The sequence below is a fragment of the Nguyenibacter vanlangensis genome (assembly GCF_013376155.1).
Classification (GTDB): Bacteria; Pseudomonadota; Alphaproteobacteria; order Acetobacterales; family Acetobacteraceae; genus Gluconacetobacter; species Gluconacetobacter vanlangensis.
In genome coordinates, this window is the sequence record NZ_JABXXP010000040.1 from 1 (window position 1) to 13,740 (window position 13,740).

12 protein-coding genes and 2 tRNA genes are annotated in these 13,740 nt (G+C 65.3%); all 14 read right to left on the minus strand.

Going from position 1 to position 13,740, the window contains the following annotated elements:
* Positions 1-1,441, minus strand: a 1,441-nt coding sequence (gene nuoG, locus HUK84_RS04595) for an NADH-quinone oxidoreductase subunit NuoG (RefSeq protein ID WP_176639211.1), incomplete at its 3' end; no start/stop codon positions are given.
* Positions 1,442-1,446: 5 nt separating this feature from the next.
* Positions 1,447-2,775 carry an NADH-quinone oxidoreductase subunit NuoF gene (gene nuoF, locus HUK84_RS04600; RefSeq protein ID WP_176639212.1) on the minus strand — a complete coding sequence of 443 codons (1,329 nt, stop codon included), beginning with the start codon at positions 2,773-2,775 and terminating at the stop codon, positions 1,447-1,449.
* 15 nt (positions 2,776-2,790) lie between these two features.
* Positions 2,791-3,453: a complex I 24 kDa subunit family protein gene (locus tag HUK84_RS04605; RefSeq protein ID WP_176639213.1), complete on the minus strand. Its 663-nt coding sequence runs from the start codon at positions 3,451-3,453 to the stop codon at positions 2,791-2,793.
* A 5-nt stretch (positions 3,454-3,458) separates the two neighbouring features.
* Complete coding sequence (locus HUK84_RS04610; RefSeq protein ID WP_176639214.1) at positions 3,459-4,709, minus strand: NADH-quinone oxidoreductase subunit D; 1,251 nt, start codon at positions 4,707-4,709, stop codon at positions 3,459-3,461.
* A 22-nt stretch (positions 4,710-4,731) separates the two neighbouring features.
* Positions 4,732-5,397, minus strand: a complete 666-nt coding sequence (locus tag HUK84_RS04615) for an NADH-quinone oxidoreductase subunit C (RefSeq protein WP_317135234.1) — start codon at positions 5,395-5,397, stop codon at positions 4,732-4,734.
* A 1-nt stretch (position 5,398) separates the two neighbouring features.
* The gene (locus HUK84_RS04620) at positions 5,399-5,974 is read right to left on the minus strand and encodes a NuoB/complex I 20 kDa subunit family protein (RefSeq protein WP_176639215.1); all 576 of its coding nucleotides are present in this window, start codon (positions 5,972-5,974) and stop codon (positions 5,399-5,401) included.
* A gap of 22 nt (positions 5,975-5,996) precedes the next feature.
* On the minus strand, positions 5,997-6,362 hold the full coding sequence (locus tag HUK84_RS04625; RefSeq protein WP_176639216.1) for an NADH-quinone oxidoreductase subunit A: 366 nt from the start codon (positions 6,360-6,362) through the stop codon (positions 5,997-5,999).
* Between the two features lie 301 nt (positions 6,363-6,663).
* Positions 6,664-6,740 (minus strand) — tRNA-Asp (locus HUK84_RS04630).
* A 108-nt stretch (positions 6,741-6,848) separates the two neighbouring features.
* Positions 6,849-6,923, minus strand: a tRNA-Val gene (locus HUK84_RS04635).
* A gap of 121 nt (positions 6,924-7,044) precedes the next feature.
* Positions 7,045-7,329, minus strand: a complete 285-nt coding sequence (locus HUK84_RS04640; RefSeq protein WP_176639217.1) for an HU family DNA-binding protein — start codon at positions 7,327-7,329, stop codon at positions 7,045-7,047.
* 161 nt (positions 7,330-7,490) lie between these two features.
* The gene (lon, locus tag HUK84_RS04645) at positions 7,491-9,872 is read right to left on the minus strand and encodes an endopeptidase La (protein WP_246285391.1); all 2,382 of its coding nucleotides are present in this window, start codon (positions 9,870-9,872) and stop codon (positions 7,491-7,493) included.
* Positions 9,873-10,216: 344 nt separating this feature from the next.
* Entirely contained in the window at positions 10,217-11,476 is a 1,260-nt protein-coding gene (clpX, locus tag HUK84_RS04650) for an ATP-dependent Clp protease ATP-binding subunit ClpX (RefSeq protein ID WP_176639219.1), read from the minus strand.
* A 136-nt stretch (positions 11,477-11,612) separates the two neighbouring features.
* Entirely contained in the window at positions 11,613-12,251 is a 639-nt protein-coding gene (gene clpP / locus HUK84_RS04655) for an ATP-dependent Clp endopeptidase proteolytic subunit ClpP (protein WP_176639220.1), read from the minus strand.
* Positions 12,252-12,633: 382 nt separating this feature from the next.
* Positions 12,634-13,740 (minus strand): trigger factor (tig, locus tag HUK84_RS04660; RefSeq protein WP_176639221.1); only part of this gene is annotated, 1,107 nt, incomplete at its 5' end.

Here is a 13,740-nt window from a genome sequence, read left to right on the forward strand (position 1 = left end):
ACCCGTTCCACCCGGCGCCGATCGCGCCGACCTCCCGCGCCAGCGCCCAGCACGCCGCCTGGATCGCGCGCGCATCGTCGCGCACCAGCGCGCCGTGGCCCAGAATGATCATCGGCCGCTTCGCCGCCTTCAGCGTCCCGGCAAACGGATGGCTGCCATCCAGCAGGCCCGCCAGCACGACGGGCCCGTCGCCCAGCACCTGCGCCTGATAGGTCGGATCGGCCGTCGGCACGCCGATCATGCCGATCGGAAATCCCCCGCGCCCGGCTGCCAGGAAGCGCTTGCGGATCCGCGCGTTCAGCACCGGCGCCTCCTGGCGCGGGATCGACCCCACGATCAGCAGCGCGTCCGCCTCCTCGATCCCGGCGATGGTGCTGCCGAACGTGTAATAGGCCCGGCTGGACAGATCGTACTCCGCCCCATCCTGCCGGCAATCGATATTCTTCGACCCCAGCGCCGTCAGCAGGTCCTTCAGCGCCATCATGCTTTCGGCGTCGCACAGATCGCCGGCAATGGCGCCGATCCGCTCGCCCGCCACGCCGTCCAGCCGGCGGCCGATGGCCACGAACGCATCCTGCCAGGATACGGGCTGCAACTTGCCGTGCACCCGCACCCACGGCCGGTCCAGCCGGCGATGCTTCAGCCCGTCGACCGAAAACCGCCCCTTGTCCGCCAGCCATTCCTCGTTCACCGCGTCATTGACGCGCGGCACGATGCGCAGCACCGCGCCGCCGCGGACATGCAGGCCGATATTGGTGCCGACCGCGTCGGACACGTCGATGGAATCGGTGCGCTTCAACTCCCACGGCCGCGCCACGAAGGCATAGGGCTTGGACGTCAGCGCCCCCACCGGACAGATATCGATCAGGTTGCCCGACAATTCCGATGTCAGCGCCTTCTCGACATAGTTGGTGATTTCCATGTTTTCGCCGCGCGACACGGCGCCCAGTTCCGGCACGCCGGCAATCTCGGTCGCGAAGCGCACGCAGCGCGTGCACTGGATGCAGCGCGTCATCACCGTCTTGACCAGCGGGCCGAGATATTTGTCCGTCACCGCCCGCTTGGCTTCCTGGTAGCGCGAATGATCCGCGCCATAGCCGAACGCCTGGTCCTGCAGGTCGCATTCGCCGCCCTGGTCGCAGATCGGGCAATCCAGCGGATGGTTGATCAGCAGGAACTCCATCACCGCGCGCCGCGCCTTGCGCACGATGTCGGTGTCGGTCAGGATTTCCATCCCCTCCGCCACCGGAAACCCGCAGGACGCCACGGGCTTGGGCGCACGCACCACCTGCACCAGGCACATGCGGCAATTGCCCGCGACCGACAGCCGCTCATGAAAACAGAAACGCGGGATTTCCTTGCCCGCCGCCTCGCACGCCTGCAGCGCGCTGGACCCGTTGGGGACCTCGACCTGGATCCCGTCGACGGTAACCTTCACCATCACCCCTACTCCGCCGCCACCGGAATGCGTGCCTGCGCCGGCACCTGCGTGATCCGCCCGCCATGGGCTGCCTTGTAGGCCCGGATCCGCTCCTCCATCACCGGGCGGAAATGGCGGATCAGACCCTGGATCGGCCACGCCGCCGCATCGCCCAGGGCGCAGATCGTGTGCCCCTCGACCTGGCGCGTCACCTGCTCCAGCATATCGATCTCGTCGATCTCGGCCCGCCCCTCGACCATGCGCTGCATCACCCGCATCATCCAGCCTGTGCCCTCGCGGCACGGCGTGCACTGGCCGCAGCTCTCATGCTTGAAGAATTGCGAAAACCGGGCGATCGCGCGGACGATGTCGGTCGATTTGTCCATGACGATCATGCAGGCCGTGCCCAGCCCCGACCGCTCGGCGCGCAGGCTGTCATAATCCATCAGCACGGTTTCGCAGACCGATGCCGGCAGCACCGGCACCGAACAGCCGCCCGGAATCACCGCCAGCAGATTGTCCCATCCGCCGCGCACCCCGCCGCCATGTTTCTCGATGATCTCCTTCAGCGGCACCCCCAATTCCTCTTCGAACACGCAGGGCGTGTTCACATGGCCCGAAATGGCCATCAGTTTGGTGCCGGCATTGTTCGGCCGGCCCAGCGAGGAAAACCACGTCGCCCCGCGCCGCAGGATCGTCGACGCCACGGCGATGCTCTCGACATTGTTCACCGTTGTCGGACAGCCATACAGGCCCATCGCCGCCGGGAATGGCGGCTTCATGCGCGGCTGGCCCTTCTTGCCCTCCAGGCTCTCCAGCAGCGCCGTCTCCTCGCCGCAGATATAGGCCCCGGCCCCCCGATGGATGTGGAAATCGAAATCCCAGCCCGATCCGGCCGCATTCCTGCCGATCAGCCCGGCCGCATAGGCCTCGTCGATCGCCATCTGCAGATGCCGCGCCTCGTTGTAGAACTCGCCGCGAATATAGATATAGGCCGTGTGCGCCCCCATCGCGAAGGACGCGATCAGCGCACTTTCGATCAGCTTGTGCGGCTCATGGCGCAGGATCTCGCGATCCTTGCAGGTCCCGGGCTCGGACTCGTCGCCATTGATGACCAGGTAATGCGGCCGCCCGTCCGAAGCCTTGGGCATGAACGACCATTTCACGCCGGTCGGAAATCCCGCCCCGCCCCGCCCGCGCAGGCCCGACGCCTTCATCTCATTGACGATCGCATCGCGCCCGCGCGCCAGGATCTCGGCCGTATTGTCCCAGTCCCCGCGCTGGCGGGCGCCGGCCAGGCGCCAATCAAGCTGGCCGTACAGGTTGGTGAAGATCCGGTCCTTGTCCTGCAGCATCCCCGTCTCTCCCGCTCAGCCCAGATTCGCCGGATGGTCCGCCGCATGGTCCGCGGGACTGTCCGTCAGCGTCTTGCGTCCACCCGCGGGCGCCGAGCCCATGCGGTCGATGCGCGGGCCCGACGCGGGGCGCTCGCCACGCCGCAGCGCCTCGATCAGTTCGATCGTGCGCGGCCCGTCCAGATCCTCGTAATAATCGTCATCCACCTGCAGGATCGGCGCGTTGGCACACGCCCCCAGGCATTCGACCTCGGTCAGGGTGAACAGCCCGTCCGCGCTGGACTGGCCGAAGGCCGAAATGCCGGTCGCCTCCTTGCAGGCCGCGACCACCTCGTCCGACCCGCGCAGCCAGCACGAGGTCGTGGTACAGACCTGCAGATGATGGCGCCCGATCGGGCGGGTATTGAACATCAGGTAGAAGGTCGCGACCTCATAGACGCGGATCGGCGCGACCTCCAGCCGACGGGCGATCTCGTCCATCGCCGCGCGTGGCACCCAGGCGCTGCCGGTCTGCCGGCCCATCTGCTTCTGCGCGACATACAGCAGCGGCAGCGTGCCGCTGGCCTTCCGCTCGGCCGGATATTTCGCCAGGATCGCCGCGATCTGCGCCTCGCTCTCGGCATCGAAGGCGAAGCTGTCGGGCTGCGCGATCTGGTCAATGGGGGAATGAGCGGACATCTCTTTCACCTGTCAATCTCACCGAACACCAGGTCGAGCGATCCGATGATCGCCACCGCGTCCGCCAGCATGTGCCGGCGCGACATCTCGTCGATCGCCTGCAGATGGGCAAATCCGGTGGGCCGGATCTTGCATCGATAGGGCCGGTTGCTGCCGTCCGCGACCAGATAGACCCCGAATTCGCCCTTGGGACTCTCGACCGCGGTATAGGTCGCCCCCGGCGGCACGTGGTACCCTTCGGTGAACAGCTTGAAATGATGGATCAGCGCCTCCATCGACCGCTTCATCTCGCGGCGCGGCGGCGGCGTGATCTTGTGATCCTGGATCTTGACCGGGCCAGGTTTCATCTGCGCCAGGCACTGCTCGACGATGCGTACGCTCTCGCGCATCTCGGCCACCCGGACCAGATAGCGGTCATAGCAATCGCCCTGACGCGTGACCGGGATGTTGAATTCGACCTTGTCGTAATTGTCATAAGGCTGTGTGCGGCGCAGGTCCCATGGCACGCCCGACGCCCGCAGGCACGGCCCGCTGAACCCCCAGGCCAGCGCCTGCTCGGTGGTGAACACGCCGATCCCCACCGTGCGCTGCTTCCAGATCCGGTTATTGGTCAGCAGCGATTCCAGATCGTCGATCCAGGCGGGGAATTGCCGCGCCCATTCGGCGATCCGTTCCTCCAGCCCGGCCGGCAGGTCGCGCGCGACGCCGCCGGGGCGGAAATAATTGGCGTGGAACCGCGCGCCCGACGCGGCCTCATAGAACTCGATCAGCTTCTCGCGTTCCTCGTACCCCCACAGGGCCGGGGTCAGCGCGCCGCAATCCAGTCCGAACGATGTCAGGTTCAGGATATGGTTCAGGATGCGCGTCAGCTCGGCGAACATCACCCGAATCCATTTCGCGCGGTCCGGGATCTCGATCCCCAGCAGCTTCTCGGTCGCCAGCGCGAAAGCCTGCTCCTCGCACATCGGCGAGACGTAATCCAGCCGGTCGAAATAAGGCAGCGCCTTGGGATAGGTCTTGTATTCGATCAGCTTCTCGGTGCCGCGATGCAGCAGCCCGATATGCGGTATCGCGCGGGCGACGACCTCGCCCTCCATCTCCAGCACCAGACGCAGCACGCCATGGGCCGACGGATGCTGCGGGCCGAAATTCAGCGCGTGCGAATCGATTTCCACCGTCCGCGCACCCGGCGCCGGCACGCCGCCGCCCGGCTGCAGGCTTTCCGGAATATCCTCGTGAAGGACAATGTCGCTCATCGGTCGCCTCCCTTCACCCCGGTCATCGCGGCAGCTTCAGCCCCTGGCGGGTCTCGTGCGCCTTCTCGTCGCCCGGCAGGGTCAGGATGCCCTCCCATGGCGATTCGAAATCGAAATTGCGAAAATCCTGGGTCAGCTTCACCGGCTCATAGACCACCTGGCGCCGGTCCTCGTCGTACCGCATCTCGACATAGCCGGTCAGCGGGAAGTCCTTGCGCAGCGGATGCCCCTCGAATCCGTAATCGGTCAGGATTCGCCGCAGATCCGGCTGGCCCGAGAACAGCACGCCGAACAAATCGTAGCATTCGCGCTCCCACCAGGTCGCCGACGGCCATAAAAGGTGGACCGACGGCACGGGGCTGGTCTCGTCGGTGGTGACGACCACCCGGATCCGGTGGTTGTGCGAAACCGACAGCAGGTTGTAGACGACCTCGAATCGCTCCGCCCGCTCGGGGTAATCGACCCCGCACAGATCCATCATCTGTTCGCAGGCATAGCGCGGATCGTCGCGCAGCATCTCCATCAGCCCGATCAGCCGCGCGCGGCTGGTCCGCACCACCAGTTCGCCCCCCTCGATCGCGGCGGAATGGATGCCCGGCACCGCGGTGGACAGCGTGAAGGCCAGCGCCCCCAGACTGCCGCGCGCCAAGGCGGCGGACGCGGCGGCGCCCGTCAGGTCACGTCCGATGTCAGCCACGGAGAATCGTCCCTGTCCTGCGGATTTTCTTCTGCAGTTGCAGAATGCCGTAGATCAGTGCCTCGGCCGTCGGCGGGCAGCCGGGGACATAGACATCCACCGGCACGATTCGGTCGCAGCCGCGCACCACGGAATAGGAATAATGGTAGTATCCGCCGCCATTGGCGCACGACCCCATCGAGATCACCCAGCGCGGCTCGGCCATCTGGTCATAGACGCGGCGCAGCGCCGGGGCCATCTTGTTGGTCAGCGTACCGGCCACGATCATTACGTCCGACTGGCGCGGCGAGCCCCGGGGAATGATCCCCATCCGGTCCAGATCATAGCGCGGCATGTAGGCATGGATCATTTCCACCGCGCAGCAGGCCAGGCCGAAGGACATCGGCCACAGGCTGCCGGTGCGGCCCCAATTCACCAGCTTGTCCAGATTGGCGACGACGAAGCCCTTCTCGGTGATCTCACCGGTAATGCCCTTGATCACGGCATCCTGCTCCGGCCCCGGCGGCAGCATGTCCCGGTTCCAGGCGATGGCGTCCTGCGCCTCGCCCGTCGCGTTGGCGGTGCTCATGCCCGTCTCTCCCTTCCCTCGCTCAATCCCAATCCAGCGCGCCCTTGCACCATTCATAGACAAACCCGACCGTCAGGACGCCCAGGAAGCCCATCATCGACAGAAAGCCGAACAGGCCGATCCGCGACAGGCTGACCGCCCAGGGAAAAAGAAAGGCGACCTCGAGATCGAAAATAATGAACAGGATCGAAACAAGGTAAAACCGCACGTCGAAGCGCCGCCGCGCGTCGTCGAACGCCTCGAACCCGCATTCATAGGCCGAAACCTTCTCGGCATAGGGCTTCTGGTGACCGAACAGCAGGGAACTTCCCAGCATCGCCCCGGCAATCACGACCGCGATCACACCGAAGATCAGAATCGGAAAGTAATCCGCAAGAACGGACTGCATGAGGCTCTCCCGCGCTGATGGCACGCCGCTGCGGCGGCTTGACGAAGCCGGCCCCGAAGCCAGGCTCCATCGCTCGGAAGGTTAGACCCAAGAATCCGAAGCGACCAGTGCGCCAGCCCCCGTCGGGTTGGGCACATTCCCGTGATGACGGAAATATCGCCCACGGACGCACGTTCAGCGCCTTTTACTTGCGCTCCGCACCAATATTAAATTCGATTTTCTGGTGAATATTTTTCGGCGAATACTGCGCGGTGGAACACCACCCTGCGCATCGCCGCCCGACGATCCGGCATCGTTGCCGTGGCGCGAGTGACGGGGCTCGAACCCGCGACCTCCGGCGTGACAGGCCGGCGCTCTAACCAACTGAGCTACACCCGCGAAGGCGTGAGGGGGTGTTTAATCCTCCCCCCAGGACCCGTCAACCGACCGGACGGATCTTTCGGTCGAATTTTCCGGACGTCCGCCCGGATCCCCTCGGGGACGGAATGGTGGGCGATGACGGGATCGAACCGCCGACCCTCTCGGTGTAAACGAGACGCTCTACCGCTGAGCTAATCGCCCCAAAAGCGAGGTCCAAAGCGAGGTATTATACCAGAAAGCGGAACCTGCCCCGGTTCCGCAGAAACGGGGACCAGGGCAGACCCACACGGCCGCCCCAGCCCCGCAGACCGTCAGAGCCTGATCAGCTCACGGCTTCCTTCAGGTTCTTGCCCGGCTTGAAGCGCACCGAGGTGGATGCCGGAATGTCGATTTCCTCGCCCGTGCGGGGATTGCGGCCCTTGGCTGCCTTGCGCGTCGCGGTCACGAACGTGCCGAAACCCACCAGCCGGACTTCCTGCTTCTTGGACAGGGCCTTCTCGATGGCGCCAAACACGGCATCGACCACTTCGCCCGCCTTCGCCTTCGGCAGATCGGCGTCGTCGGCCACCGCGGCGACGAGTTCCTGCTTGTTAAGTGGCTTCTCCATTTTACGCCTTTCTTCTACTGCGCGCGCGCCGGGACCGATGTGATCGCCTGCACCGCATTGCGCCGCACTATGCAGCCGTTTTTGTCCGCGTCAACCAACCAGCCCCCCGGCAATGGCGGAAAACTCCGCCAAACCGGGGGGCTGGTGCGTTTTTGACACATTTAATGCGGCAGAGATGGGGCGGCGATTCCCGCAGTCTGATTCGACGACGCCACCGGTTCGGCCTCCTCGGACCATTCGATGGGTTCTGGACGCGTCACCAGGGCCTGGCCGATCACCTCGTCGACATGGGCCACCGGCAGGATTCGCAGCCCCTTCTTCACCGTGTCGGGGATGTCCACCAGGTCCTTCTCGTTATCCTTGGGGATGAACACCGTGCGGATGCCGGCCCGATGGGCGGCCAGCAGCTTCTCTTTCAGCCCGCCGATGGCCAGCACGCGGCCGCGCAGCGTGATCTCGCCGGTCATCGCCACGTCGCGCCGTACCGGAATGCCCGTCAGCACGCTGACCAGCGACGTGGCCATGGCGATACCGGCCGACGGCCCGTCCTTCGGCGTCGCCCCCTCGGGCACGTGGACATGCAGGTCGCGCTTTTCGAACAAGGTCGGCTTGATGCCGAAATTCACCGCCCGGCTCCGGACATAGGACAGGGCCGCGGCCACGCTTTCCTGCATCACGTCGCCCAGCTTGCCGGTCTGCCGAATCGCGCCCTTGCCCGGCACCATCACGCTTTCGATGGTCAGGATCTCGCCGCCCACCTCGGTCCAGGCCAGGCCGGTCACCACGCCGACCATGTCCTCGGCCTCGGTCTCGCCATAGCGGAAGCGCTTCACGCCTGCATATTTTTCCAGATTCTTGCGGGTGATCGCCACCTTCTTGGCCTTGCCGGTCACGATTTCCCGGACCGCCTTGCGCGCCAGGGTTGCAATCTCGCGCTCCAGGTTGCGCACCCCGGCCTCGCGGGTATAGCTGCGCACCAGCTCGCGCAACGCATCGTCGCTGACCGACCATTCATCGGGGCGCAGGCTGTGCGCCTCGCCCTGCTTGGCCAGCAGATGGCGCTTGGCGATCTCGACCTTCTCATCCTCGGTATAGCCGGACAGGCGGATCACCTCCATGCGGTCCAGCAGCGGCTGGGGCATGTTCAGGCTGTTGGCCGTGGTCACGAACATCACGTCCGACAGGTCGTAATCGACCTCCAGGTAATGATCCGCAAAGCTGCCGTTCTGCTCGGGGTCCAGCACCTCCAGCAGCGCCGAGGACGGATCCCCCCGCCAGTCGGCGCCCAGCTTGTCGATCTCATCCAGCAGGAAGAGCGGATTCGACGTCTTGGCCTTCTTCATCCCCTGGATGATCTTGCCGGGCATCGACCCGATATAGGTGCGGCGATGGCCGCGAATCTCGGCCTCGTCGCGCACGCCGCCCAGCGACATGCGCACATATTGCCGCCCCGTCGCCTTGGCGATCGACCGCGCCAGCGAGGTCTTGCCCACGCCCGGCGGCCCCACCAGGCACAGGATCGGCCCCTTGATCTTCTGCGCGCGGCTCTGCACCGCCAGATATTCCAGGATCCGCTCCTTGACCTTGTCCAGGCCGTAATGATCGGCATCCAGGACCGTCTCGGCCGCATCCATGTCGCGGCGGATCTTCGAGCGCTTCTTCCACGGAATGCTCAGGATCCAGTCCAGATAGTTCCGCACCACCGTCGATTCGGCGGACATCGGACTCATGGTCCGCAGCTTCTTCAGCTCGGCCAGCGCCTTGTCGCGCGCCTCCTTGGGCAGGCGCGTCTTGGCGATGCGCTCCTCCAGCTCGGACGTCTCGTCCTTGCCTTCCTCGCCCTCGCCCAGCTCCTTCTGGATCGCCTTCAACTGCTCGTTCAGGTAGTATTCGCGCTGCGTCTTCTCCATCTGCCGCTTGACGCGGTTGCGGATGCGCTTCTCCACCTGCAGGACGCCGATCTCGGCCTCCATATGCGCGAAGACACGTTCCAGGCGCGCATTGACCCCCGGAATTTCCAGGATTTCCTGCTTCTCGGCGATCTTCAGGTTCAAATGGCTGGCGATCGTGTCGGCCAGCTTCGACAGATCCTCGATCTGGTTCAGCGAGACCAGGACCTCGGGCGCGATCTTCTTGTTCAGCTTGATATATTGCTCGAACTGCGACACCACCGTGCGGCCCAGCGCCTCGCCCTCGCTGCCGCTGGCGGCCTCTTCGGTCACCGGCGCGATCTCGGCCTCGAAATACCCCTCGACCTCGTGCAGCGCGGTGATGCGCGCCCGCCGGCTGCCCTCGACCAGCACCTTCACCGTGCCGTCGGGCAGCTTCAGCAACTGCAGAATCGTGGAAACCGTGCCGTAGCGATAGATGTCGTCGGCCGCCGGATCATCCTGCGACGCGTTCTTCTGCGCCACCAGCAGGATCTGCTTGTCGTGCTTGGTCACCGCTTCCAGCGCGCGCACCGATTTCTCGCGGCCGACGAACAGCGGCACGATCATGTGCGGAAACACCACGATGTCACGCAGCGGCAGCACCGCCATCATGTCGGGACCGCCTGAAACATTCTGCACATTATCGTTCGATTCGGCCGGAGCCGCGCCGGAAACGCGCTTTTCCGCGCCGGAAGGGCCGCGGTCTTGCCGCTCGGAATCGGACATGTCGTATGACCTCCTGAAGGACGATCCCGGGCGGGCACCCATACAAGGCCTGCGCCGCCCGGCGTGCTCGCAGCCGCGAACACTCGGACTATCATGTCGTCATTCAGGACCGCCGCGGCAAGGTCCCCGAATGACGGGGAAAAACGGCACGCCAGTCCCGGGCGGCACAAGGCCCGGCATGCCAGGAAAAAGGCCCGGGGCACGCCCGACAGGGCGCCCCCGGCCGGGTTTCAGGCGGATTGCTCGGCCGGCTTCTCCTTGCCGTAGACATAGACCGGACTGGTCTTGCTCTCGGCGACATCCTTGTTGATCACCACCTCGTCCACATTCTCCAGTCCCGGCAGGTCGAACATGGTGGACAGCAGGATGCTCTCCATGATCGCCCGCAGGCCGCGCGCGCCGGTGCGCCGCGCGATCGCCCGCTGCGCCACCTGCTTCAGCGCATCCTCGGTAAAGGTCAGCTTCACCCCCTCCATCTGGAACAGGCGCGCATATTGCTTCACCAGCGCATTCTTGGGCTTGGTCAGGATCTCGATCAGCGCCGCCTCGTCCAGGTCCTCCAGCGTCGCGACCACCGGCAGACGGCCGATGAATTCGGGGATCAGGCCGAATTTCAGCAGGTCCTCGGGCTCGACGTCACGCAGGATCGCCCCCGTGCGCCGCTCGTCGGGCGACTGCACGTCGGCCCCGAACCCGATGCCCGACCCCTTGCCGCGCGCGCTGATGATCTTGTCCAGCCCGGCAAAGGCGCCGCCGCAGATGAACAGCATGTTGGTGGTGTCCACCTGCAGGAATTCCTGCTGCGGATGCTTGCGCCCGCCCTGCGGCGGAACCGAGGCCACCGTGCCTTCCATGATCTTCAGCAGGGCCTGCTGCACACCCTCGCCGCTGACGTCGCGGGTGATCGACGGATTGTCCGACTTGCGCGAGATCTTGTCGATCTCGTCGATATAGACGATGCCGCGCTGCGCCCGCTCGACGTTGTAGTCGGCGGCCTGCAGCAGCTTCAGGATGATGTTCTCTACATCCTCGCCGACATAGCCCGCCTCGGTCAGCGTGGTCGCGTCCGCCATCGTGAACGGCACGTCCAGGATGCGCGCCAGCGTCTGCGCCAGCAGCGTCTTGCCCGACCCGGTCGGCCCGACCAGCAGGATGTTCGACTTCGCGATCTCGACGTCGTTGTTCTTCTGGCTGTGGGCCAGGCGCTTGTAATGGTTGTGGACCGCGACCGACAGCACCTTCTTGGCATGGAACTGGCCGATCACGTAATCGTCCAGGACCTTGCAGATCTCCTTGGGCGTCGGCACGCCGTCGCGCGACTTCACCAGATGCGTCTTGTGCTCCTCGCGGATGATATCCATGCACAGCTCGACGCACTCGTCGCAGATGAAGACAGTCGGACCAGCGATCAGCTTCCGGACCTCATGCTGCGACTTGCCGCAGAACGAGCAATATAGCGTGTTCTTCGAATCGCTGGACTTGTTGTTCATAACCGCTCCTACGCCCGGGCAGCCGAAACGCCGTGGCGTCCGGACCGGGACCGAAAATCCTGACTCGGGTCAGGGTTTCCTTCAACCCTGCCCAAGCCGACGGACGCCGCAAAGCAAAAAATCGCGCCCACCCCCCTCAACTCTTGGCTGGCGCCGGTGCCGCGTGATTGCGCACCACCTCGTCCACGATGCCGAACGCCAGCGCCTCCTCGGCCGACATGTAGCTGTCGCGCTCCAGCTTGCGTTCGATCTCTTCCAGCGACTGGCCGGTATGCTGCTCGTAGATTTCGTTCAGGCGCTGGCGAATCGTCAGGATCTCGCGCGCCTGAATCTCGATGTCGCTGGCCTGTCCCTGCGCGCCGCCCGACGGCTGGTGCACCATGACGCGCGCATTCGGCAGGGCGAAACGCCGCCCCTTCTCGCCGCCGGCCAGCAGCAGCGACCCCATCGATGCCGCCTGGCCGATGCACACCGTGCTGACCGGGCTGCGGATATATTGCATCGTGTCATAGATCGCCAGGCCCGCCGACACCACGCCGCCGGGGCTGTTGATGTAGAACGAGATTTCCTTGGTCGGGTTCACGCTCTCCAGATAGAGAAGCTGCGCCGACACCAGCGAGGCGACCTGGTCATAGACCGGCCCGGTCAGGAAGATGATCCGTTCCTGCAACAGGCGGGAATAGATGTCGAAGGCCCGCTCCCCGCGCGAGGTCTGCTCGACCACCATGGGCACTAGGGCGTTGCTGAAGATCTCCACGGGATCCCGATCCCTCATAGTCTCATTCCCGTTCCTGAAAACGCGAAGACCCGACACATCGTCCCGCGGGCACACGCGCCGGGGCACGCGCGCCGGCCGGAACCGACGGCCGGGTCATTCCCCGGTTATGCTGATCAAGATAGAGATAAACCGCGCGGATACCACCCCACCCCCGTCATTTCACGGCGATTAGAGCCCACGCCGATGCACCGCCGGCCCTGCGCCGGGCCGATCCGCGCGCCAAAACAACGGCCTGCGCGGCTCCGCCGCAACCCGGGCGCCCAGGATCCCGCGGAACAACGCCAAGCCCCCGGCGCGGCAAACCGCACCGGGGGCTTGGCCCCAGGATTGAGACCCGGGATCGAGAACCCAGAATCGGGGAATCGCGGAATCGACCGGCTTACAGGTCGGCGGGCGGGATCTCGGCCAGTTCCTCGGGGGTGACGTCCTTTTCCTCGACCTTGGCCAGCTCGATCACGTAATCGACAACTTTGTTCTCGAAGATCGGGCCGCGCAGGCTCTCCGTCGCCTGCGGATTCTTGCGGAAGAACTCGAACACCGCCTGCTCCTGGCCGGGATAGCGCATGGCCTCGGCACGGATGGCCTGCATCATCTCATCCTGGGTGACCGTGATCGCGTTCAGCCGGCCGATCTCGGCCAGCAGCAGGCCCAGCTTCACCCGGCGCTCGGCGATCTTGCGGTAATCGGACCGCAGGGTCTCCTCGTCCTTCTCCTTGTCTTCCTCATCCAGCTCGCCGGCCTTGCGATCCGCCTCGACCCGCTGCCAGATCTGGGCGAACTCGGCCTCGACCATGCCCTGCGGCGCCTCGAAGTCGGTCTTCCCGGCCAGGGCGTCCAGCAGGTCGCGCTTGATGCGCAGGCGCGACAGTTGCGCGTATTCCTGCTCGACCTGCCTGGTGATGGCCTCGCGGACCTGCTCCAGCCCCTCGAAGCCGATCTTCTTGGCCATCTCGTCGTCGATCGCGACATCCACCGGGCGCTTCAGACCCTTCGCCTTGATGTCGAAAGTCGCGTCCTTGCCCGCCAGCTCGGCCGCCGAATAATCGGCGGGGAACGTCACGGCGATGGTCTTTTCCTCACCCGGCGTCATGCCTTCGATCTGCTCGGCGAAACCGGGAATGAAGCCCGCGCCGCCGATCTCGACATTCACGTCCTCGGCGGTACCGCCCTCGAACGCCTCGCCATCGACCTTGCCGACGAAATCCACGACCACGACGTCGCCCTGGGTGGCCGGACGCACTTCGTCGATCGTCTCGAAGCTGCGCTGGCGGCCGGCAATGTCCTTCAGCGCCTTGTCGATCGTCTCGGCGTCCGGAGTGGCCTTCAGGCGCGTCAGCGCCAAATCCGACAGGTCCGGCTGCGCGATCTCGGGCAGCAGTTCCATCTCGACCTTGAATTCCAGGTCGGCCGCCCCCGGCTCGGCGCCCGACACCAGGTCGACGCGCGGCTGCATCGCCGGGCGCAGGCCACGCTCCTCCAGCAGCGC